Here is a 25286-nt window from a genome sequence, read left to right as displayed (position 1 = left end):
GGGTCAGTCGGCGTCCACGGCGGCGGCGAGCGCCTTGACGACGTGCTCGCCCGCGTCCCCGTTGGTCAGGACGACCAGGCCGGAGCCCGAGGCGAGCCGGGTCACGGAGACCCCGTGGAAGCCGGTCGGGGTGCCACCGTGGCCGAACTCGGTCCCGGAAGCGGTGGTGTCGACGACCGTGCCCAGGCCGTAGAAGGAGTCCCGGAACGGCGTGAGGAGTTCGGCCGCCGTCTCCCGGCGCAGCAGGGCGAGCGGCCTGCCGAGCGCCGAGCGGCGGATCTCCAGGGCGAGCCGGGCGAGGTCGGGCGCCGTGGACCAGAGCCCGGCGGCCGCCGCGTCGGGGCGGATCCGGCGGCCGCCCTCGATCGGCCGTCCTTCGGAGTCGTGGCCGGTCGCGAAGGTGGTCGTGCGGCCCGAACCGGACGGGAAGTCCTGGTCGAAGCTGCTGTCCCGCATGCCGACCGGGTCGAGCACCAGGGTCCGCATCAGCTGGTGGAACGGCTCGCCGGTGACGTCCACCATGGCCTGCTGGAGCACCGAGTAGTGCACGTTGGCCTTCCGGAAGACCGTGCCGGGGACCAGGTCGCGGTCCACCGGGGAGGTCGTCGCGGGCCCGCTGCCATGCAGCAGGTCGAGCAGGCTCGGCACCGCAGCCCCGGGCACGAAGCCCTTGCCGGGCGTCGGCGTGAGTCCGGCGAGGTGTCCGAGCAACTGCCGGACCGTCACCGCGCCTTCGCCCTCGGGCACCCGCCAGCCGCGCAGGTAGGCGTTGACGTCCTCGTCGAGGGCGAGCACCCCGTCCTCGACGAGCCGCAGCACACCGACGGCGGTGACGTGCTTGCTCAGCGAGCCGACCTGGAAGGCGGTGTCCGGCCTGACCGCGACACCCTGCCCCGCATCGCCGTACGCCTCGGCGGCGATCAACTCGCCGCCGCTCAGGACGGCGACGCTGACCCCGGGAACCCGGTACCGCTCCATCACGTCCGTCGGCGCCACGAGCCGGCCCACCGGGGCGGCCGGAGCGGTGGCGGTCACCGGGGCCGCCACGGCCGGCGGGGCGGCGGCGAGCGCCTCGTCGACGGCGGCCGAGAGCTCGGCCAGCGTCTCGTGCTGGTAGAGCATGAACAGCGAGACCGGCAGCCCGGCCGCGCGGGCGGCGGCGACCACCTGGATCACCAGGATGGAGTGCCCTCCCCGGACGAAGAAGCTGTCCGTGGCACTGATCCGCTCCACGCCGAGCACCTTCGCCCAGATGCCCGCGAGCACCGACTCGGTCCCGTCGGCCGGGGCGACGAACTCGCCCTCGCCGTCGGTCTCCTCCGGATCCGGCAGGGCCTTGCGGTCGACCTTGCCGTTCGCGTTCAGCGGCATCGAGTCGAGGACCGTGAAGGTCGCCGGGACCATGTACTCGGGCAGCCCGGCCGCGCAGTACCGCTCCAGCGCCGAGGTCTCGAGCGCCGTGTCCAGCACGACGTAAGCGGCGAGCCGTACGTCGCCCGGGGCGTGCACGCGGCCGGTGACGTACGCGGCGCGGACCTCCGGGTGGGACAGCAGCACGGCCTGGACCTCCCCGGTCTCGACCCGGTAGCCGCGGATCTTGACCTGGTCGTCGATGCGGCCGAGGAACTCGACCGTCCCGTCGGCCAGCCACCGCGCCAGGTCGCCGGTGCGGTAGATCCGGGCGCCCGCCGGCCCGTACGGGTCCGGCAGGAACTTCTCCGCGGTCAGGCCGGGCTGGCGGACGTAGCCGCGGGCCACGCCCGTACCGCCCACGTACAGCTCTCCGAGGACCCCGACCGGCACCCGGCTCATCTGCGGATCGAGGACCCGCAGCACCATGCCGGGCAGCGGGCGCCCGATCGGCACCACCTCGGCGGTGACCGGCCCGGTCAGCGGCAGGATGCTGGCGCCGACCGAAGTCTCGGTCGGGCCGTACTCGTTGACGAGCCGGTCCGCACCGAGCATCGCGGCCCAGCGCTCGGCGAGCTCGCCCGGCAGGGCCTCCCCCGCGACGACCACCACCGAGGCCAGCGAGCGGGCCTGCTCCTCGTCGATCTGGTGCGAAAGGACCTGCAGGTGCCCCGGCGTGAGCTTGAGGAAGCCGAACGGGGCGTACTCGACCAGCCGCGCCCCCAGCTCCGACAGGTCCAGGTCCTGCGGCAGCAGCACCACCCGCTCGCCGGCCAGCAGCGGAGCCCACAGGTTCGGCACCACCAGGTCGAAGGCGACCGAGGAGAACACCGCGCCACCGCCGGCGCCCGCGCCCACCAGCTCGGCCACGGCCCAGCCCAGGTGGTTGGCCAGCCCCCGGTGCGGGACGGCGACGCCCTTGGGGCGGCCCGTCGAACCGGAGGTGTAGATCACGTACGCGATCCGGTCGGGGTCTCCCGGCACGCCGGACGGCGCGTCCGGGCGGGCGGCGACGGCGTCGGCGTCGGCCGCCAGGTCCACCACCGTGACACCGGCTGCGAACCGGTCGGCGTGGGCGGTGGTGGTGACGGCGACGGTGGCACCCGCGTCGTCGAGCATCGCGGCGACCCGGGCCTCGGGGAATCCGGGGTCGAGCGGGATGTAGGCCGCTCCCGCCTTCCACACGCCGAGCAGAGCGGCGTGCAGGTCGGGACCCCGGTCCAGGAGGACGGCGACCGGCGACTCGGGTCGGACCCCGGCGGCGAGGAGGTGGTGCGCGATCCGGTTGGCACGCGCCTCCAGCTCGGCGTAGGTCAGGGTGAACCCGTCCCCGGTGACCGCGACGGCGTCCGGGGTACGGGCGGCCTGGGCGGTGAACGCCTCGTGCACGGGGCCGTCGGCGGTGGCGCCCCGGGGAGCGTTCTCCCCGGCCGCGACCAGGGCGGTCTCGGCGGGCGGCAGGCAGCCTCCGCGGGCGTCGCCGTCCGCACCGCCCGCCATCTCCACCAGGACCTGGCGGTACAGGGCGGCGATCCGACCGGCGGCGGCCCGCCCGACGACGCGGGGGGCGCAGCGCAGCTGGAGCCGCCCGGGAGCGGTGCCGACGGAGAAACCGAACTCGTTGGAGCTGGCCCCGGTGCTGGCGTCCGCGTCCACGGACGTCCCGGTGGACTCCTGTCCGGCGGAGGCCGCCGTGAAGTCCTGGTAGCTGAAGTAGACCTCGATCAGTCGGCCGCCGTCCCCGAACTCCCGCTGGATGGCCGGCATCGGGAAGTGCCGGTGCGGCCAGCCCGCGAGTTCGGCGGCGAAGGTCTGCTCGACGAGCTCGCGCCAGGTGCGGGCTCCGGCCGTGTGTCCGAGCGGCTGGATGTTGAGGTACATGCCGGCCAGCCGGTCGGCTCCCACGGCCTCGGGCCGCGTGTGGGCGGTGAGACCGGTGAGGAAGGAACGCTCGGGGGTGAGCAGGCTGAGGGCCTTGAGGTGGGCGGCCAGCAGCACCGACTTCAGCGGTACCCGGGCCTGCTCGGCGAGCCGCTCCAGGCCGTCCGCCAGGTCGGCGTGGACGACGTCGACGAGGTACATCCCCCCGTCGGCGTCCGGGCCGGTCTCGCCCCAGCCGGTCGGCAGGGCGAACCGCTCGTGCCCGGCGACGACGGCCTGCCAGTGGGCACGGTCCTCGGCCGAACCGAGGGCCCGGACCTCCTCGGCGACGGTGTCGGCGAAGCGGACGGCGGGGGCGTCGTACGGGGGAAGGTTCCCGGCCAGGGCCCCGTCGTACAGCGCGAGCAGCTCGGTGAGCAGGGCGCCCAGGCTCCAGCCGTCCAGGATCACGTGGGAGTTCACGGCGGTGAGCTGTCGGCTGCCGTCCGCGCACAGGTGGACGGTCAGGTCGAGCAGCGGCGCCGCGTGCGGGTCCAGGGCGCGACGGTGGCGCTCGTCGACGTACGCCCCGATGGCGGCGGTCGTCTCCTCCTCGGTGGCTCCGGTCAGGTCGACCGTCCGCACCGGCAGTGCGGCCGTCGCGTGAACCAGTTGCAGCGGCACCCCGTACGTCTCGATGTCGACGCCGGTGCGCAGCACCTCGTGACGGGCGACGAGCTCGTCCAGGGCCCGCTGGAACGCGGCCCGGTCGAAGTCCCGGCCGTCACGCACCCGCAGGCTGGTGACGAGGTGGTAGTCGGGGTACTCGGCCGCCGACATCATCTCGATCTGCATGCCGAGCTGGTTCTGGGTGAGCGGGTAGGCGTCCACCACCCCCGCGGGCAGTAGGGCCCGGTCCTCGTCCGTGATCTGGGCGAACCGTGCGACGGGCGCCGGAGCCCCGGCGGACGCGCCGCCGGCCCGTCCGGTCAGCAGCGCGGCGAGGTCCGCGAGGACCGGCCGCTCCATCAGGTCGCGCACGCTCAGTTCGTGTCCGGCGTCCCGCAGGGTACCGACGACGAGCACGGCACGGATGGAGTCGCCGCCGAGGTCGAAGAAGTTGTCGCCGGTCCCGGCCCGGTCGACGCCGAGGACGGACCGGTAGACGGCCGCGACCTCGTGCTCGACCGGGGTACGGGGTGCGGTGTACGCGGCCGCCGCGCGGAGGGCACCGCCCTCCTCCGGGGTGGGCAGGGCGCGCTTGTCGAGCTTGCCGTTGGTGGTGAGGGGGATCTTGTCCAGGGGTACGAAGGCGGCGGGGACCATGTAGTCGGGCAGGGCGAGGGCGAGTGAGGTGCGGATTTCGGTGACGGGGAGGTCGGTCGTGGTTTCGGTGGGTACGAGGTAGGCGACGAGGCGTTTGTCGCCGGGGGTGTCCTCGCGGACGATGACGACGGCCTGGGCGATGGAGGGTTCGGCGGCGAGTGCGGTGGCGATTTCGCCGAGTTCGATGCGGTAGCCGCGGATCTTGACCTGGTCGTCGATGCGGCCGATGAATTCGAGGCTGCCGTCTTCGCGGCGTCGGGCGAGGTCGCCGCTGCGGTACATGCGGCTGCCGGCGGGTCCGTAGGGGTTGGGTACGAAGCGTTCGGCGGTCAGGTCCGGGCGTCCCAGGTAGCCTCGGGCCACTGCCGGGCCCGCCACGTGGATCTCACCCTCGGTCCCCACGGGCACTTCCCGGCCGTCCTGGTCGAGCAGGTGGACGGTGAGGTCGGAGAGCGGACGGCCGACGGGGTTGCCCGCGCCGGGCGCGAAGTCCCGCTTGGTGAGCCGGTGGTAGGTGGTGTGGACGGTGGTCTCGGTGATCCCGTACATGTTGACCAGAGAGGTGCGGCCGAGACCGAGCTTGTCGGTCCACGGCTTGAGGTCGGCGACCTCCAGCTTCTCGCCGGCGAAGACGACGGCGCGCAGGCTCAGTTGCTTGATGCGGGGGTCGCCGTCGGCGGCGGCCGTGACGAGGGAGCGGAAGGCGGTCGGTGTCTGGGAGAGCACCGACACCTCTTCCTCGACGAGGAGGTCGAGGAACTCTTCGGGGCTGCGGGTGACGGCCTGGGGGACGACGACCAGGCGGCCGCCGTGGGCGAGGGCGCCCCACATTTCGAAGACGGACACGTCGAAGGCGTAGGAGTGGGCCATCGACCAGACGTCGGAGTCGTCGAATCCGTAGTGTTCCTGGGCGGTTTCCAGCAGGCGCACGACGTTGGTGTGGGTGAGGACGACGCCCTTGGGCTTTCCGGTGGAGCCCGAGGTGTAGATCGTGTAGATCACGTTGTCCGGGTCGCCGGTGCGGACCGGGTTGTCGGTGGGGGCCGTGGCCAGTGCGGTCAGCGTCCGGGTGTCGTCGAGGACGATCACCGGTCCGGTGTGGACCGTGGAGAGCTCCGGCAGGAGTGCGGAGGTCGTCACGACCGTCTTTGCGCCGGCGTCGCCGATGACGAAGCCCAGGCGTTCCATCGGGTTGGCCGGGTCGAGCGGCAGGTAGCCCGCGCCGGACTTGAGGACGCCCAGCAGGGTGGGGATCAGGTCTCCGCCACGCTCCAGGTGTACGCCCACCAGGTCTTCGGGGCCCACGCCGGCCGCACGCAGTACGTGCGCCAGGCGGTTGGCCCGCTCGTTGACCTCCGCGTACGACAGCGTCACGTCACCCGCGACCACCGCCACCGTGTCCGGCGTCTCGGTCACCCGTGCCTCGAACAACTCGTGCGCGAGGGAACCGGGGGAGAGCTCGTCCTGGGGCGTGGCCCCGGTCGTGAGCTCGGTGTCCAGGCCTGCCGCGAGGGACTCCAGGACCTCGCGGTACATCGCCGCCAGCCGCTCCCCGTTCTCGCGGGTGATCAGGCCGGTGTCGCTGTGGATGCCGATCTTGCGGTCGCCGTGGGCGTGGACGGACAGCCCGAACTCCGTGGGTGCCTCGCTGATCCCGGTCGTGGTGTCGACCAGGTCGGCGTCGGTCTGGTGGAAGTCGATGTAGTTGAAGTGGACGTCGAGCAGACGCTGCCGTCCGCCCCAGGCCCGCTGGATGGCGGGCAGCGGGTACCGGCGGTGGGCCCAGGTCTCGGTCTCCCGGCGGAACACCGCGCCGATCACCTCGCGCCAGGTACGGGCTCCCTTGGTGTGCGGGAACGGCAGCGTGTTGAGGTGCATGCCGATCACGCGGTCCGCGCCGACCGCCTCGGGCCGCGCGTGGAAGACGACGCCGGTGTGGAAGGCGGTGGCCTCGGTGAGCCGGCCCATGACCTCCAGGTGGGCGGCGAGCAGGAGGGTCTTCAGCGGTACGTCCGCCTCGGCGGCCCGTTCCCGCAGCGGGCCGGCCAGCGCGTCCAGCGGGACGTCGATCCCGTACGGCTCCGGGGAGCCGGCCGGGTCGCCGGCCCAGTCGGCGGGCGGGGCCAGGCGTGCGTGCTCCTTGACGACCCGCTCCCAGTGGGCGCGGTCGGCCGTGCTGTCCAGCGAGTCGAGCTCGCCGGCGACGAAGTCGGCGAAGCGGACCGGCGGGGCCTGGTAGGGAGCGGACTCGCCCGAGTCGCGCAGTTCCCGGTAGGCGTTCACAAGCTCCATCTCCAGGGTGTGCTGGCTCCAGCCCTCCACGATCACGTGGGACTGGGTCAGGGTCAGCCACCACGCCTCGTCGCTCTCCAGGTGGACGGAGAGGCGAAGCAGTGGGGCGGTGCGGAAGTCGAACAGGTCGGCGCGTTCGGCGGCGACGTGGGCGAGCAGTTCCCGCTCGCCGTCCACCTGGCCGATGCCCCGCAGATCGTGGATCCGGACGGGTACCTCGGCCGTCGCGTGGACCACCTGCATCGGTACCGCGTAGCCCGTGATGTGCACCGAGGTGCGCAGTACGTCGTGGCGGCCGGTGACGGTGCGGACGGCGGCCCGCAGTGCGTCGGCGTCGAAGGGGCGGTCGTCGCGGATCCTCTTGGAGACCACCGTGTGGTAGCTGTTGCGGCCGTTCTCCGAGAGCAGCTCGGCGACCATGCCGAGCTGGACCTGGCCGAGCGGGTAGGCGTCGACGGCGTCGGCGGGCAACAGCGCCCGGTCCGCGTCACCGATCAGGGCGAACGGGCGGACGGCAGCCGTCGGTGTCGTCAACGGCGCCCTCGAGGAGGCGAGTGCGGCCAGTGCCGCGACCGTGCGGTGCTCGAACACGTCGCGCACCGAGACGTCGTAGCCGCGGCCGCGCAGGGCGCCGACGACGGTGACGGCCCGGATCGAGTCGCCGCCCCGGTCGAAGAAGCCGTCCCGGGAACCGATCCGGCGTACGGCCAGGGCCTGTTCCCAGACCTCGGCGACGGCACGCTCGGCGTCGGTGGCGGGCTCGACGTACGCCGCGTCGGCGTCCGCGTCCGCTTCGGGGGCGGGCAGGCCGCGCCGGTCGACCTTGCCGTTCGGGGTGAGCGGCAGGGCCTCCAGGGTCACGTAGGCCCCGGGGACCATGGCGGGCGGCAGCTGGTCGGCGAGCTCCGCGCGGAGCGCGGACACGTCCAGGGCCCCGCCCTCGGCGGGCACCAGGTAGGCGACCAGGAGCTGGCTTCCGGGGACGTCCTCGCGGACGATCGCGGCGGCGTCGGCGACCTCGGGCCGGTCGACGAGGACGGCCTCGATCTCGCCGAGCTCGATGCGCTGGCCACGGATCTTGACCTGGTGGTCGACGCGGCCGAGGAACTCGACGTCGCCCCCGCGGCTCCAGGCGACGACGTCGCCGGTCCGGTAGAGGCGGGAGCCCGCGGGACCGTACGGGTCGGGTACGAACCGCTCGGCGGTGAGGCCCGGCCGGCCTCCGTAGCCGCGGGCCACGCCGACACCGCCCGCGTACAGCTCGCCGGGCACGCCGACCGGCACCGGGGCGAGGTGCTCGTCCAGGACGTAGAGGCGGAAGTTGCGGACCGGCTTGCCGATGGTGACGCGGGTGTCGCCGATCTCGTCCCCGATGCGGATCAGCGCGTGGGTGATGTCGTCGGAGCACTCGGTCGGGCCGTAGGCGTTGACCATCGGGACGTGCGGGAAGCGGTCGAACCAGCGGCGGCACAGGTCCGGCGGAAGTGCCTCGCCCGTCACCACCATCCAGCGCAGGCAGGGGAGTTCGACGTCCAGCGCGCCCGCGTCCATCGCGTCGAGCGCGGCGCGCAGCAGGGACGGCACGACCTCCAGGACGGTGATCCGCTCCTCGGCGGTCCGAGGGAACAGCGACAGCGGGTCGAGCGAGGTGTCCGCGTCGGTCACCCTCACCAGGCCGCCGACGACGAACGCGGCGAGCATCTGCCACACCGAGATGTCGAAGGCCATCGACGCGTTCTGCACGATGCTGTCGGAGCCGGTGAGCTCCAGGTCCTCGACCTTGGCGAGCAGGTGGTTGGCCATGCCGTGCCGGTGGACGTGGACGCCCTTGGGGCGGCCCGTGGAGCCCGAGGTGTAGATGACGTACGCGAGGTCGTCGGGGTGGGCGGTCTCCGGGAGGTTGTCGCCACCCTGCGCGGCCCACGCGGCCGGTTCGTCCAGCAGCACCGCCGGGGCGTCGATCCCGGCGAGGCCCTCGGCGAGCGAGCGCTGGGTCAGCAGGACCTTCACGTCCGCGTCGGCGGCCATGAAGGCGAGCCGCGACGCCGGGTAGGCCGGGTCGAGCGGCAGGTAGGCGCCGCCCGCCTTGAGCACCGCGAGGACCGCGAGGACCGTGGTCGGGGAGCGGTCGGCGCTGATGCCGACCACGGTGTCCGGACCCACGCCGAGGTCGCGCAGGTGCCGGGCCAGCCGGTTGGCCTCCGCGTTGGCGGCGGCGTACCCGAGCACCGTGGTGCCGTCGGAGAGCGCCGGACGACCGGGCTGCTCGGCGGCGAACCGCTCGAACTCCCGCTCGACGCTGATCCACGAAGGGGTCCGGGCCGTGTCCGTCCAGGAGTCGAGGAGGGCGGTGTCCTCCTCGGCGAGGAGGGTGGCGCGGGCGTCGCCCTCGGCATCGGCCGCCATGGCTTCCAGGACGGCGCGGTACATCGCGGCCAGCCGACCGGCCGCGTCACGGGCCAGCACGCTGGTGCTGGTCTTCAGGGTGAGGCCGCCCCCGGAGGTCGAGACCTCCAGGGCGAACTCGGTGGAGCCCGAACCGAGCCCGGCGGCCAGGTCCAGCTGCTCGCCGTCCAGGTTGTGGAAGTCCTGGTAGTTGAAGATCACCTCGACGAGGCGGCCCGCCGTTCCGGCGGTGCGCTGGATCTCGGGGAGCGGGAACCGGCGGTGCGGCCAGAGCGCGACCTCGCGGTCGAAGACCTGGCGCACCAGCTCCCGCCAGGTGCGGGCGGTACGGGAGTGCGGGAACGGCAGGGTGTTGACGTACATGCCGTACACCCGGTCGGAGCCCAGGACTTCGGTGCGGGTGTCGCAGATCAGCCCGGTGTGGAAGGCGGGTTCGTCGGTGAGCTGGCCGAGCACCTTCAGGTGTGCGGCGAGCAGCACGCTCTTGACGGAGACGCCGGCCCTGGTCGCGAAGGCCCGCAGGGGCGCCTCCAGGTCCATGAGCGGCACGGTGACGGCGAAGTCCTCGGGGGCACCCGTACGGTCCGCCCAGTCGGCGGGCAGCACGAACGGCGTGTGGCCGTGCACCACGTCCTGCCAGTGGGCCCGGTCCTCGGCGGACTCCAGCGAGGCCAGTTCCGCGGCGACGCTGTCGGCGAAGCGGACCTCGGGCGCCTGGTGCGCCTCGGGCTCGCGGCCCTCGGCGTACGCCCGGTAGCAGGCGAGGAGCTCCATCAGCATCGCGTGCTGGGACCAGCCCTCGGTGATCATGTGGGACTGGGTGAGCCCCAGCCACCAGCCGTCGGCCGTGACGTGCGCCGCGACCCGCAGCTGCGGGGCGACCGCCGGGTCGAGCAGCTCGGCCCGCTCGGCCGCCTGGTGGGCGCGCAGCGCCGCGTCGACGCCGGCCCCGTCCAGCGTGCCCCAGTCGTGGACGCTGACGGGGGCATCGACGACGGAGTGCACCAGCTGGAGCGGCCTGGAGGCGGTGGACAGGTCGAAGGAGGTCCGCAGCACCTCGTGCCGCGAGGTGACGGTACGGACCGCCGAGCGCAGGGCATCCGCGTCGAAGGGCCGCTCGTCGCGGACCTTGTAGCTCGCGGTGGAGTGGTAGGCGGCGTCGGTGGTCGCCGTCATCTCCACGAGCATGCCGGTCTGCACCTGCGTCAGCGGGTACGCGTCGACGACACCGGCGGGCAGCAGCGCCCGGTCGGACTCGCCGATCAGCGCGAACGGCGCGGTCGCGCGGAACGCCTCGACAGGGGTGGTCCGGCCGCTGACCAGCTCGGCGACCGAGGCGATGGTGCGGCGCTCGAAGACGTCCCGGACGGTGACGTCCAGACCGGCCGCACGGATCGCGCCGACCAGCGCGACCGCCCGGATGGAGTCGCCGCCGAGGTCGAAGAACGCGTCGTCGACGCCCACGGAGTCCAGGCCGAGGACATCGGCCCAGATCAGTGCGAGCTGCTGCTCCTGCGGGGTGCGGGGGGCCACCGATCCGGCGGCCGCCGAGAGGTCGCCCCGGTCGGGGGCGGGCAGGGCGCGCTTGTCGAGCTTGCCGTTGGTGGTGAGCGGGATCCGGTCCAGGGTCACGAAGGCGGCCGGGACCATGTAGTCGGGCAGGCTGAGGCCGAGGCTGCCGCGCAGCGCGCGCGGCTCGGCGAGGCCGGTCTCGGCGGGCACCACGTAGGCGACGAGGCGCTTGTCGCCGGGGGTGTCCTCGCGGACCACGACGACGGCCTGGGCGACAGAAGGCTCGGCGGCGAGTGCGGTGGCGATTTCGCCGAGTTCGATGCGGTAGCCGCGGATCTTGACCTGGTCGTCGATGCGGCCCAGGACCTCCAGGCTGCCGTCCGCGAGCCGCTTGGCGACGTCGCCGCTGCGGTACATGCGGCTGCCGGCGGGTCCGAAGGGATTCGGTACGAACCGCTCCGCGGTCAGGTCCGGGCGTCCCAGGTAGCCCCGTGCCACTCCCGGGCCCGCCACGTGGATCTCACCGGGTACACCGACCGGGACCGGCTGGCCCTCGGAATCGAGCAGGAGCACCGCGAGATCGGCGAGGGGGTGCCCGACCCGGCTGGCGGCCGGGCGGGCCAGGTCCTCCTGGTCCAGGGGGTGGTAGGTGGTGTGGACGGTGGTCTCGGTGATCCCGTACATGTTGACGAGGACCGGGGAGTCGACACCCATGAGGTCGGTCCACGGCTTGAGGTCGGCGACCTCCAGCTTCTCGCCGGCGAAGACGACGGCGCGCAGAGCGAGTTCACGCATGCGCGGGTCCTCGGCAGCGGCGAACGCGACCAGGGGCCGGAAGGCGGTCGGTGTCTGGGAGAGCACCGACACCTCCTGCTCGACGAGGAGGTCGAGGAACTCTTCGGGGCTGCGGGTGACGGCCTGGGGGACGACGACCAGGCGGCCGCCGTGGGCGAGGGCGCCCCACATTTCGAAGACGGACACGTCGAAGGCGTAGGAGTGGGCCATCGACCAGACGTCGGAGTCGTCGAATCCGTAGTGTTCCTGGGCGGTTTCCAGCAGGCGCACGACGTTGGTGTGGGTGAGGACGACGCCCTTGGGCTTTCCGGTGGAGCCCGAGGTGTAGATCGTGTAGATCACGTTGTCCGGGTCGCCGGTGCGGACCGGGTTGTCGGTGGGGGCCGTGGCCAGTGCGGTCAGCGTCCGGGTGTCGTCGAGGACGATCACCGGTCCGGTGTGGACCGTGGAGAGCTCCGGCAGGAGTGCGGAGGTCGTCACGACCGTCTTTGCGCCGGCGTCGCCGATGACGAAGCCCAGGCGTTCCATCGGGTTGGCCGGGTCGAGCGGCAGGTAGCCCGCGCCGGACTTGAGGACGCCCAGCAGGGTGGGGATCAGGTCTCCGCCACGCTCCAGGTGCACACCCACCAGGTCTTCGGGGCCCACGTCGGCCGCACGCAGTACGTGCGCCAGGCGGTTGGCCCGCTCGTTGACCTCCGCGTACGACAGCGTCACGTCACCCGAGACCACCGCTACGGCGTCCGGCGTCTCGGTCACCCGTGCCTCGAACAACTCGTGGGCGAGGGAGGTCGCTTCGGGGCCCTGGGTGCGGGCGCCGGACACGACCAGGTCGTACTCGCCGGCCGGCAGGCGCACCCGGTGGGCGTCGCCGCCGATGCCTTCGATGGCCATGGCCTCCAGGACCGCGCGGTACATGCCGGAGATCCGCTCGGCGTGCCGGGCCGACAGGACGTGCGAACTCGCCCGGAGGCTGAGGAAGCCCCCGATGGTGGTGACGCCGAGGCCGAATTCGGTGGAGCTGCTGTTGATTCCGTTGCCCTCGTCGACCACCTGGTCGTCGCCGACCAGGTGGAAGTCCAGGTAGACGAAGTAGACGTCGATCAGGCGGCGCCCGGCGGACTGGATGGCCGGCAGCGGGAAGTTGCGGTGCTGCCAGGCGGCCACCTCACCGGCGAACGCCTGCTTGGCCAGGCCGCCCCAGGTCCCGGCGGACCGGTCGTGGCCGTGCGGCATGGTGTTGAGGTACATGCCCAGCAGCCGGTCGGAGCCCGGCACCTCGGGCCGCGAGTGGCCCACGAGCCCGGTGAAGAAGCGCTCCTCGTCGGTCAGCTGCGACATCACCTTCAGATGGGCGGCGTGCAGCACCGCCTTCAGCGGCACTCCCGCCTTCGCGGCGAGCCCGCGCAGTGCGGGCTCCAGGTCGCGGAAGGAGAACCCCGCGCCCACGGTCCGGGCGGGTGCGGTGCGGTCGCCGTGCCAGTCGGCGGGCAGTACGAACGGGGCGTGGGTGTCCACGACGCCCTGCCAGTACGCGCGGTCGTCCGCGTCCTCCAGGGACGCCAGCTCGGCCGCGATGGTGTCGGCGAACCGCACGGCCGGCGCCGTGTACGGGGCCGGCTCCTCGCCGGCGCGCAGCGCCCGGTACACCTCGACCAGCTCGTTGAGCAGGGTGTGGTAGCTCCAACCCTCCAGCATGGCATGGCTCTTGGTGAAGGTGATGCGCCAGGCGTCGTCGCTCTGGACGTGGGCGAAGATCCGCAGCAACGGCGCGGGCGAGGCCATGTCGAAGAGCGTGGCCCGCTCCACGGCGGCGAACTCGGTCAGCTCGCCTTCCAGCTGTTCCGGGGAGAGGTGGCGTACGTCGGACCAGGCGAGCGGGATCGCGACCTCGGCGTGCACCAGCTGGAGCGGCAGGCTGTAGCCCGTCAGGTCCACCGAGGTGCGCAGTATGTCGTGGCGGGCGCCCACGATGCGGACCGCCGCCTCCAGGGCGGTGGGGTCGAAGGGCGCGTCGTCGCGGACGAGGAACGACGTCAGGTCGTGGTAGTTGTTGCGGCCGTCGGAGGCCAGGGTCTCGACGAGCATGCCGGTCTGGTTCTGCGACAGCGGGTAGGCGTCGTGGAGCCCGGCCGGGAGCAGCTCCAGATCGGCTTCGCCGAGCAGCGAGAACGGGGCGACGGCGCTGATCGCGGTGGTGGGCGCGGGGCGCCCGGTGCCGGACTCGCAGAGCGCGGCGACGGTGGCCTTCTCGAACACCTCGCGCACCCCGACCTCGAACCCGGCCTGGCGCAGCGCGCCGACCAGGGCGACGGCACGGATGGAGTCGCCGCCCAGCTGGAAGAAGCTGTCGAGGACGCCGACCCGCTCCAGACCCAGCTGCTCGGCCCACACCGCCGCCATGCGCTCCTCGGCGGGGGTCCGCGGGGCGACGTGGGTGGCGGCCGCGAGGGCGTTCGCGTCGGGAGCGGGCAGGGCGCGGACATCGAGCTTGCCGTTGGCGGTGAGCGGGATGTGCTCCAGGGCCAGGTAGGAGGCGGGCAGCAGGTACGGCGGCAGCCGGTGGGCGGCGTAGGCCTCCAGTTCGGCGTGCGGCGGCAGGGCGCCGTCGGAGACGACGTAGGCGACGAGCTGCTTGCCGGTGGGGGCCTCGTGGACGATCACCCGGGCCTCGAGGACCGCCGGGTGGCCGGTGAGCACGGCTTCGATCTCACCGGGTTCGACGCGGTAGCCGCGGATCTTGACCTGGCCGTCGATGCGGCCGAGGAAGTCGACCGCACCGTCGTCGAGGACCCTGGCCAGGTCGCCCGTGCGGTACAGACGGGCGCCGGACGGGCCGAACGGGTCGGGAAGGAAGACCGACGCGGTCAGGGCGGGACGGCCGGCGTAGCCCCGGGCCACGCCGGGGCCGCCCACGTACAGCTCGCCGGTGCCACCGGCCGGGACGGGCTGGAGGTTCTCGTCCAGGACGTACATGGTGGTGCCCGGGAGCGGGCGGCCGACGGGGACGATCTCGGAGGGCTGCGGGCCGGTGACGTCGTGGACGCAGTTGCCGACCGTGATCTCGGTCGGGCCGTACTCGTTGACGACGCGGCCGCCGCGGACCAGATCGACCCAGTGCTCGGCGACCCGGCTGCGCAGGGACTCGCCGCCGACGACGAGGACCGGCGCGAGACCGTGCGCACGGTCCCCCTCGAACTGCCTGCCGAGCATCTCCAGGTGACCGGGGGTCAGCTTGAGGAAGCCGAACGGGCCGGAATCGACCAGCCAGTCGCCGAGCTCGGACAGGTCGCGTTCGGAGCCGAACAGGTGCAGGGCTCCACCGGTGGCCAGCGGCGCGTACAGGGTGGGAACGACGAGGTCGAAGGCGACGGAGGAGAACAGCGCGGTGTCACCGGATCCACCGCCGAGGTAGTCGGCCACCGCGAAGTCCAGGTAGCCGGCGAGCGAGCGGTGGGTGATCTGGACGCCCTTGGGGCGGCCCGTCGAACCCGAGGTGTAGATGACGTACGCGAGCCGGTCCGGATCGGCCCCGGGCAGCTCGGTGCCCGCGGCGTCCGGAGCACCGTCGGCGTCGATGTCGGCGTCGGTGCCCTCGGCGAGGAGGATCCGGCCGCCGAAGTCCGTGACGAGGCCTGCGTGCCCGGCCTGAGTGACGACCGCGGGGCAGCCCGCGTCGGCCACGACGGTCGCGATGCGATCGGCCGGCCAGGAGGGGTCCATCGGGAGGTAGGCGGCGCCCGCCCGCCAGATGGCGAGGAGGGTCACCGGCAGATCGGCCGTCCGGTCCAGGAGTACGCCGACGACGGACTCGGGACCCGCACCGGCCGCGCGGATGCGGCGGGCGAGCGCCTCCGAACGGGACCACAGCCCCGCGTAGTCCAGGGCTCCGTTGGTGTCCCGTACGGCGACGGACCCGGGGGTACGGGCCGCGGTGGCCGCGACCGCGTCGAGGGCCGTGCGGAAGGCCGGCACGGTGGCCGGGCCCCGAGCGGCGCCGAGCAGGGCGGCCCGCTCTCCCTCGGGCAGGAAGGTGCGTACGGCGTCGCCGTCCGGGTCGGCCGCCATGGCTTCCAGGACCGCGCGGTACATCGCGGCGAGACGCTCGGCGTTCGCCGGGGTGACGGCGCGGGTGTCGGCGGTGAGGATGACGTGCCCGGCGCGCGAGGAGACGCTGAGCGGGAACTCGGTGGGGCTGTCGTCGATACCGGCGAGCTCGTCGACCAGGTCGGTGTCGATCTGCCGGAAGTCCTGGTAGTTGAAGTAGACGTCCATCAGGCGTCCGGAGCCGCCCCATTCGCGCTGCACGGCGGGCAGCGGGAACCGGCGGTGGCCCCACAGTCCGACCTCGGCCGCGAAGGTGCGGCCTACCAGCTCGCGCCAGGTGCGGGAGCCCTTGGTGTGCGGGAACGGCAGGGTGTTGAGGTACATGCCGTAGACGCGGTCGGCGCCGGTCTCCTCCGGGCGGGCGTCGCAGACCAGACCGGTGTGGAAGGACGGCTCGTGGGTGAGCTGGCCCAGCACCTTGAGGTGGGCGGCGATCATCACGCTCTTGAGGGAGGCGTCGGCGGCCGCGGCGAGGGCGCGCAGGCCGGGCTCCAGGTCCTGCCAGGAGATCCCGGTCTGGAAGGTGATGTGGGCGGCCTCGGGATCGCCCCAGGTGGCGGGCAGGGTGAACTTGGCATGGTCGGCGGTGACCCCGGCCCAGTAGGCGCGGTCGGACTCCGAGCCGAGTGCGGTGAGTTCGCCCGCGATGAAGTCGGCGAAGCGCAGCGTGGGCAGTGCTTCCAGCGCCGGGTCGCGTCCGTCCCGTACGGCCTGGTAGGTCGTGAGGAGCTCCATGAGGAGCGAGTGGTGGCTCCAGCCCTCCAGGATCGGGTGGCATTCGGTGACCGAGATCCACCAGCCGCCGTCGTCCGTGGGGTGGGCGTGGAAGCGCATGAGCGACGGCACGGCCAGGTCGAAGAGACGGGCCCGCTCGGCGACGGTGAACGCGCGCAGCGCGGCCTGCACCTCCTCGGCTGTGCGCCCCGTCAGATCGGTGCTGGTGATGGGGAGTTCGGCCGTCGTGTGCACCAGCTGAAGGGGCTGCGAGTAGGACGACAGGTCGATGGAGGTGCGCAGCACCTCGTGACGGGCCGTGACGATGCGGCCGGCCTCGGCGAGCGCCTCCGGGGAGAAGGCGTGCTCGTCGCGGATCCGGAAGGTGGAGACGTTGTGGTAGTGGTTGCGGCCGTCGTCCATCAGCATCTCGATGACCATGCCGAGCTGGTTCTGACCCAGCGGGTAGGCGTCAGCGACACCCTGGGGCAGCAGCGCCCGGTCCTCCTCGCCGATCAGCTCGAAGGGCGCGACACGGTGTTCGGCGTCGGCCGCGACGGCGGGCCGTCCGGTGGCCAGCTCGGTCAGGCGGGCGACGGTACGGCAGTCGAAGACGTCGCGGACCGCGACCTCGAAGCCGGCCTCGCGCAACTCTCCGACCAGGGCCACGGCACGGATGGAGTCGCCGCCCAGCACGAAGAAGCTGTCGTGGACGCCGACCTGCGCGACACCGAGTACGGAACGCCAGACGGCGGCGACGGACTCCTCCTCGGCGGTGCGCGGCGCGGTGTACTCACCCGCGGCGCGCAGCTGTGCGTTGCCGTCCGGGGTGGGCAGGGCGCGCTTGTCGAGCTTGCCGTTGGTGGTGAGGGGGATCTTGTCCAGGGGTACGAAGGCGGCGGGGACCATGTAGTCGGGCAGGGCGAGGGCGAGTGAGGTGCGGATTTCGGTGACGGGGAGGTCGGTCGTGGTTTCGGTGGGTACGAGGTAGGCGACGAGGCGTTTGTCGCCGGGGGTGTCCTCGCGGACGATGACGACGGCCTGGGCGATGGAGGGTTCGGCGGCGAGTGCGGTGGCGATTTCGCCGAGTTCGATGCGGTAGCCGCGGATCTTGACCTGGTCGTCGATGCGGCCGATGAATTCGAGGCTGCCGTCTTCGCGGCGTCGGGCGAGGTCGCCGCTGCGGTACATGCGGCTGCCGGCGGGTCCGTAGGGGTTGGGTACGAAGCGTTCGGCGGTCAGGTCCGGGCGTCCCAGGTAGCCTCGGGCCACTCCCGGGCCCGCCACGTGGATCTCACCGGGTACGCCGACCGGCGCGAGCGAACCGGACGGGTCCAGCAGATAGACCGAAAGGTCGCTGAGCGGGTAGCCCACGCGATTCGCAGCCAGACCGTCAACGTCCTGCTCCTCGACCTCGTAGTAGGTGGTGTGGACGGTGGTCTCGGTGATCCCGTACATGTTGACGAGGACCGGGGCGTCGACACCCATGAGGTCGGTCCACGGCTTGAGGTCGGCGACCTCCAGCTTCTCGCCGGCGAAGACGACGGCGCGCAGAGCGAGTTCACGCATGCGCGGGTCCTCGGCAGCGGCGAACGCGACCAGGGGCCGGAAGGCGGTCGGTGTCTGGGAGAGCACCGACACCTCCTGCTCGACGAGGAGGTCGAGGAACTCTTCGGGGCTGCGGGTGACGGCCTGGGGGACGACGACCAGGCGGCCGCCGTGGGCGAGGGCGCCCCACATTTCGAAGACGGACACGTCGAAGGCGTAGGAGTGGGCCATCGACCAGACGTCGGAGTCGTCGAATCCGTAGTGTTCCTGGGCGGTTTCCAGCAGGCGCACGACGTTGGTGTGGGTGAGGACGACGCCCTTGGGCTTTCCGGTGGAGCCCGAGGTGTAGATCGTGTAGATCACGTTGTCCGGGACGCTGACCCGGACCGGGTTGTCGGTGGGGGCCGTGGCCAGTGCGGTCAGCGTCTGGGCGTCGTCGAGTACGACGACTGGGCCCGAGTGGACCGTGGAGAGCTCCGGCAGGAGTGCGGAGGTCGTCACGACCGTCTTTGCGCCGGCGTCGCCGATGACGAAGCCCAGGCGTTCCATCGGGTTGGCCGGGTCGAGCGGCAGGTAGCCCGCGCCGGACTTGAGGACGCCCAGCAGGGTGGGGATCAGGTCTCCGCCACGCTCCAGGTGCACACCCACGAGGTCTTCGGGGCCCACGCCGGCCGCACGCAGTACGTGCGCCAGGCGGTTGGCGCGCTCGTTGACCTCCGCGTACGACAGCGAGATGTCACCCGCGACCACCGCCACCGTGTCCGGCGCCTCGGTCACCCGTGCCTCGAACAACTCGTGCGCGAGGGAGGCGACGGGTGCGACCGGGCGGTGACCGTCGAGGGCTCCGGTGACGATCGCGCGCTCGGCGTCGTCCAGGATGTCGAGGGTCGCGAGGGGGATCCGGGGGGTGTTCAGCGCCTGGTCGAGGAGGCGTACGAAGTTGCCCGCCATGCGACGGACGGTGGTCCGGTCGAAGAGGGCGGTGGCGTACTGGAAGCCCGCCTTGAAGGAGCCGTCGGGCAGTTCCTGCACCTGGAGGGTGAGGTCGCACTTGGCGATGCCGTCGCTCTCGCCGAAGGGCTCGGCGCGCAGGCCGGGCAGCGCGAAGGAGTCCAGCCTCCACTCGTGGAGCGTGAAGGCGACCTGGTAGAGGGGGGTACGGGACTGGTCGCGCTCCGGCTGCAGATCGTCGACCAGCTGGGCGAACGGCACCTGCTGGTGGTCGAACGCGTCGAGGATGTGCCGGCGTCCGGCCTCCAGAAGTCCGCCGAAGGTGGCCTTCTCGTCCCAGTCGGCCCGCATCACCAGGGTGTTGATGCCGTAGCCGATGAGCTGCTGGAGTTCGGGGCGGGTCCGGCCGGAGACGACGGTGCCGACGGGCACGTCCCGCTTGCCGGTGTAGCGGCCGATCAGCACCTGGAAGGCCGTGAGCAGCACGGTGAACGGGGTGGTGTCGTGGCTCAGGGCGGCCTCGCGCACCCGGTCGGCGAAGCCGTCGGGCAGCTCGAAGTACAGGTCGGCGCCCGCGTGGTCGCGGACGGCCGGGCGGGGCCGGTCGGTGGGCAGGTCGGTGGCCTCGACGCCGGTGAGGCGCTCGCGCCAGTAGGCGAGGTGCGTTTCGGCGGCGGGGCCCGCGAGTTCGCGGCGCTGCCAGGCGGCGTAGTCGGCGTACTGGAGGGTGAGCGGAGCCTGGACGGCCTCGTCTCCGGCGGTGAACGACGCGTAGAGGGCGCTCAGTTCGCCGCCGAAGACGCGCGTGGACCAGGCGTCGCAGGCGATGTGGTGGAAGACGAAGGCCAGGACGTGGTCGTCGTCGGCGAGTCGCAGCAGGGTGGCGCGGACCGGCCACTCGGTAGCCAGGTCGAACCCGGTGGCGAGCTGTTCGCGCAGCACCTCGGTGGCCCGCTGCTCGCGCCGGTCGGCGGGCACGTCGGTCAGCGAGAACAGCGGCAGCGGCACGGGGCGGGAGCCGGGCGCGTCCACGACCTGGACCGGGCGGCCCTGCTCGAAGGCGTAGCGGGTGCGCAGGATCTCGTGGCGGGCGGTGATCCGCTCGAAGGCCCGCTCGAGGGCGGCGGCGTCGAGGGTGCCGCGCAGTCGCAGGACGAGCGGTACGAGGTATTCGGTGGACTCCGGCTCCAGCCGGTTCAGGAACCACATCTGCTGCTGGCCGTGGCTGAGCTCCAGCGGGGCCGTGCGGTCGGCGCGGGGGACGTCGTCGCGGCGGGCGGTACGACGGCCGGCCAGGCGGCTGCGCAGCAGCTCTTCGCGGAGCGAGGCGCCCGCGGACGTCTGCGGGGCCTGGGGGGTGGTGGTTGCTTCCTCGGTGCTCATGCGTTCTGCTCCTTCAGCAGCAGCGGGTCCGCCATCACTTCGGAGTCGGACATCTCGTCGATCTCCGCGCGGATCGAGTCCTCGATCGTCTGTGCCAGGTCGGCGACGGTCGGGCCCTCGAACACGGCGCGTACGGGCAGGGTGATGTCGAAGTCGGTCTGGATCGCCGCGATCAGCCGGATCGCGAGGATGGAGTTGCCGCCGGCGTGGAAGAAGCTCTCGTCCAGTCCGGCCTCGATCCCGCACGCGTCGCGCCAGATCTCCTGGATCCGTTCCTCCACGGCGCTCGCCGGGCGGGTGCGCGGGGCGGGTACGGACGCGGCGGGGTCGGGCAGGGCGCGCCGGTCGACCTTGCCGTTGGGGTTGAGGGGGATGCGTTCCAGCTCGGTGAAGGTGCCCGGAACCATGTACGGGGGCAGCAGCAGCGAGCTGTGGGCGGCGAGCGAGGCCGCGTCGGCCTTCGCGGCCGCGGACGCGGGGGTGAAGTACGCGGCGAGCCGGACCTGGGCGCCGGTGCCGACGGCGACGACCACGGCGTCCGCGACGCCCGGGTGGTCCAGGAGGGCGGCACGGATCTCGCCGGTCTCGACCCGGTAGCCGCGGATCTTGACCTGGTCATCGGTGCGGCCGAGGAACTCGACGGCGCCGCCGTGGAGCCAGCGCGCCACGTCACCGGTCCGGTACAGGCGGCTTCCGGCGGGGCCGTCCGGGTCCGGCAGGAACTTCTCGGCAGTGAGCGCGGGCCGGCCCACGTAGCCGCGGGCGACACCGGTGCCGCCGACGTACAGCTCTCCGACCGCGCCGACGGGAACGGGGCGCATCCGCTCGTCGAGGACCCGCATGACCATGCCGGGCAGGGGGTTGCCGATCGGAACGATGCCGGGACCGGTGGTGGTGGGCACGGGGTGGGTGCTGGTGCCCACGGACGCTTCGGTGGGGCCGTACTCGTTGATCAGCCGTCCGCCGTCGCCGAGCAGCGCGGCCCAGTTGGCGGCCAGTGAACCGTCGAGGGCCTCGCCCGCGACGACCACGACCGGTGCCAGGGTGGCGGCCTGCCGTTCGCTCAGCTGCTGGGCCAGTACGTCGAGGTGGCCGGGGGTCAGCTTGAGGAAGGCGAACGGGGCGTGCGCGGCGAGGTGCGCGCCGAGCTCCGAGAGGTCGAGGTCCTGCGGCAGGAGCAGGACCCGCCGGCCCGTGAGCAGCGGCGCCCACAGGTTGGGGACGACGAGGTCGAAGGCGACCGAGGAGAAGACCGCGCTGCCGCCGGGGCCGGCGGTCGCCAGCTCGGCCACCGCCCAGTTCAGGTGGTTGACGAGACCGCCGTGGGTGACGGCGACGCCCTTGGGACGGCCGGTGGAGCCGGAGGTGTAGATGATGTAGGCGAGGTCGTCGAGGTGGGGGTCGAGCGGCGGGGTCCAGGGTTCCTGGGCCTCGATGGCCGCGGCCTCCGCTCCGTCGATCAGGACGGTCGTACCGTCGAAGCCCTCCACGGCGCGGGCGCTGTGGGTGACGAGCACCCGGGCGTCGGCGTCGGCGAGCATGCCGGTGACCCGGTCCGACGGGAAGGCCGGATCGATCGGTACGTAGGCCGCGCCCGTCTGCCAGACGGCGAGCAGGGTGGCGTGCAGGTCCGCGCCCCGGTCGAGCAGGACGCCGACGGTGGCGCCCCGGCGGACGCCGACGGAGGCCAGGTAGCGGGCGGTCCGGGCGGCGCGGGCGGCCAGTTCGCGGTAGGTGAGCGCGAAGCCTTCGCCCTCGACGGCGACCGCGTGCGGGGTGCGCACGGCCTGCGCGGCGAACAGCTGCGGGGTGGACATGAAGGGCGCGGGGCCTTCGTTGGTGCCCCAGCGCGTCAGTTCGGCGCGCTCCGCGGGGGTGAGCAGGTCGAGGGCGCCGAGCGCGGTGCGAGGGGCGGCCGCGGCGGCGGCGAGCAGGGTGGTCAGCCCGGAGGCGAGGCGGGCCGCGGTGGCCTCCTCGTACAGGCTGGTCGCGTACTCGAGGCCGCCGACCAGGGTGCCGTCCCCGGCGGGGCGCAGCAGCAGCGTGAGGTCGGTGTGGGTGATCCGCCACAGCTTGCGGACCGTCTCGGTGTCGCCGTCGACGGTGCCGTTGAAGTCCTCGCCGTGCAGGTCGAAGGCGGCCTGGTAGAGCGGGGTGCGGGAGAGGTCGCGGTCGGGGACCAGCTCGTCGACCAGCAGGTCGAACGGCAGGTCCTGGTGGGCGAAGGCCTCGCGGGCGGCGGCGGCGACGCGGGCGACCGCGTCGCGGAAGGCGAGGCCGGCGTCCAGGGAGCAGCGCAGCACCACGTTGTTGAGGAAGAAGCCGACGACTCCGTCGAGTTCGGGCCGGTCGCGGCCCGCCACGGGGGTGCCGACCGGCAGGTCCCACTGGCCGCTGTGCCGGGCGAGGACGGTGGCGTAGGCCGTGAGCAGGACGGTGAAGCGGGTCGTGCCGTGGTCCCGGGCGATGGCGTCGACGGCGCGCAGGGTCGGGGCGTCGACGGTGATCGGGGTGATGCCGCCGCGGCCGTCGCGGACGGCGGGGCGCGGGTGGTCGGTGGGCAGGGCCAGGGGCTGGTGTCCGTCGAGGACGGCCCGCCAGTGGTCGAGTTCGCGGCGCACCACGGCGTCGGTGAGCTGCTCGCGCTGCCAGACCGCGAAGTCGGCGTACTGGACTGCCAGTTGGGGCAGGCTCGGGGTGTCGCCGGCCCGCAGGGCGGTGAGGATCCGGTGGAACTCCTGCTCCAGGACGGCGGTCGACCAGCCGTCGGTGGTGATGTGGTGCATGGCGACGGCGAGCAGGCGGGTGCCGTCGTCGAGAGTGACGAGGGCCGCGCGCAGCAGGGTGCCGCCGGCGAGGTCGAAGCCGGTGCCGAGCAACTCGGCCAGTACGGCGGGCAGTCCGTCGCGGTCGGTGGAGATCTCCCGGACCGCCACGGTCGTGGGGGCCTCGATGAACTGGCGGGGCTCGCCGTCGGTCTCCGCGTAGCGGGTGCGCAGGGCCTCGTGGCGGGCGACCAGGGTGTCGAGGGCCGTGCCGACGAGGGCGGGGGCGGTACCGGCCGGGATCTTCAGCAGGAGGCCGGCGACCCATTCGGGGCTGGCCGTGTGCATCCGGTCCATGAACCACAGGCGGCGCTGCCCGAACGAGAGCGGCAGACCGCCGTCGCGCCGGACCGGCCTGATCGGCGCGGCGTCCGTACCGGCGGACGCGGTGACCAGGGCCGCGTGGTCGGCGAGGGTGGGGGCGCCGAGCAGGGCGCGCAGCGGGATGTCGTGGCCCGTCGCGGCGCGCAGCCGGGCGGCGACGCGGGTGAGCTGGAGCGAGGTTCCGCCGAGGCGGAAGAAGTCGGCGGAGGTGGTGAACGGGCCGGAGCCCAGGACGTCCTGCCAGATCTCGGCGACCAGCAGCTCGGTGTCGCCGGCGGGGGTCCGGCCACCGGGCTCGGCGACCGCGTCGGGGGAGGGCAGGGCCCGGCGGTCGATCTTGCCGGTCGGGCCGAGCGGGAAGGCGTCCAGCGCGACGAGGGCGGCCGGGACGTGGGTGCTGGGCAGCCGCTCCAGGAGGTGGCCCCGCAGCTCGGTCTCGGTGAGGGGGCCGCGGGTCACGTAGTAGCCGGCGAGGCGCTTGGTGCCGTCCGCGGCGGTATACGCGCGGACCACGGCGCCGGCGACGGCCGGGTGCGCGGACAGCTGCGCCTCGACCTCGGCGGGCTCGATGCGCACGCCGTTGACCTTGACCTGGTCGTCGATGCGGCCGAGGTACTCCAGGACTCCGTCGGCCCGCCAGCTGACGCGGTCGCCGGTGCGGTAGAGGCGGCTGCCGTCCTTGGCGTACGGGTCGGGCACGAAGGACGCGGCGGTCTGGCCGGGGCGCCCGAGGTAGCCGCGGGCCACGCCGACGCCGCCCGCGAGGAGCTCACCGGGCACGCCGATGCCGACCGGGCTGCCGGAGGCGTCGACGACGAGGACGCGCATCTTCTCGATGGGGCGGCCGATCGGCACCGGGCCGGTCAGCTGGGCGGGGTCGAAGCGGTGCGCGGTGACGTCGATGGAGCACTCGGTGGGCCCGTAGGTGTTCCACAGTTCGGCCCCGGTCAGCGCGCGCAGCTGCTGGGCCAGTTCGGCGTGCAGGGGCTCGCCCGCGCAGAAGACGAGGCGCAGGGCGCCGCACTCCTGCCAGCCGTCCTCGGCGACGAGCAGCCGCAGGACGGACGGCACCACCTGGAGGACGGTGATCCGGTCCTCGCCGACGGCGCGGACCAGGGCGGCGGGGTCGCGCTCGGCGCCGACGGGGGCGAGGACCACGGTCGCGCCGGCGACGAGGGGGGCGAAGACCTCCCAGACGTGCGCGTCGAAGACCAGGGCGGTCTTCTGCAGCACCCGGTCGGCGGCGGACAGGCCGTGCAGGCGGACGGTCCAGCCGACGCGGTTGGCGATGCCGGCGTGGCTGACCACGACGCCCTTGGGGGTGCCGGTGGAGCCGGAGGTGTGGATGACGTAGGCGGCGTCGGCGCCATCGGTGCCGGTGACGGGGGCCGTGGCGGGCTGCCCGGCGAGTTCGGCGGTGAGGTCCTCGGCGACGACGGGGTGGGCTCCCGCGGCGGTGACGGCCTCGGCGCCCGCGGACCCGGTGAGCACCAGGCGGGTGCCGGAGGCGGCGATCAGCGCGGCCGTCCGGGAGTCCGGCGCTTCGGTGTCCAGGGGCAAGTAGGCGGCACCGGCCCGCCAGACGGCCAGGAGGCCGACCACCAGGTCGAGGCCGCGGGCGAGCCGGACGCCGACCGGGAGGTCGGGTCCGGCGCCCTGCGCCCTCAGCAGGTGGGCGAGCCGGTTGCTGCGGGCGTCGAGCTCCGCGTACGTCATCCGCTGCCGACCGTGCTCCACGGCGATCGCTTCCGGAGTCTGCGAAGCCCGACGGCCGACGAGCACGGGAATGAGCTGGGCGGCATCGGCCGATGCGTCCGTCCGTGACTCGGGAAACAT

2 protein-coding genes are annotated in these 25286 nt (G+C 73.1%); both read right to left on the bottom strand.

From position 1 onward, the window contains the following. Nucleotides 1–3: 3 nt before the first annotated feature. Nucleotides 4–20301 (bottom strand): amino acid adenylation domain-containing protein, encoded by a 20298-nt coding sequence (locus tag AC3IYJ_RS16365; RefSeq protein WP_489402017.1) that lies wholly within the window; start codon nucleotides 20299–20301, stop codon nucleotides 4–6. Next, nucleotides 20298–25286, bottom strand: coding sequence for an amino acid adenylation domain-containing protein (locus AC3IYJ_RS16360; RefSeq protein WP_489402016.1), 4989 nt, complete (start codon nucleotides 25284–25286; stop codon nucleotides 20298–20300). Before AC3IYJ_RS16360 ends, AC3IYJ_RS16365 begins: the two co-directional genes overlap by 4 nt.

This window comes from Streptomyces sp. GL_140, from assembly GCF_057834465.1.
This window is presented reverse-complemented; position numbering and strand designations above follow the sequence as displayed.

Coding starts and splice junctions, on each gene's coding strand:
- AC3IYJ_RS16365 (WP_489402017.1), bottom strand. CDS start 20,301: ATGAGCACCGAGGAAGCAACCACCACCCCCCAGGCCCCGCAGACGTCC.
- AC3IYJ_RS16360 (WP_489402016.1), bottom strand. CDS start 25,286: ATGTTTCCCGAGTCACGGACGGACGCATCGGCCGATGCCGCCCAGCTC.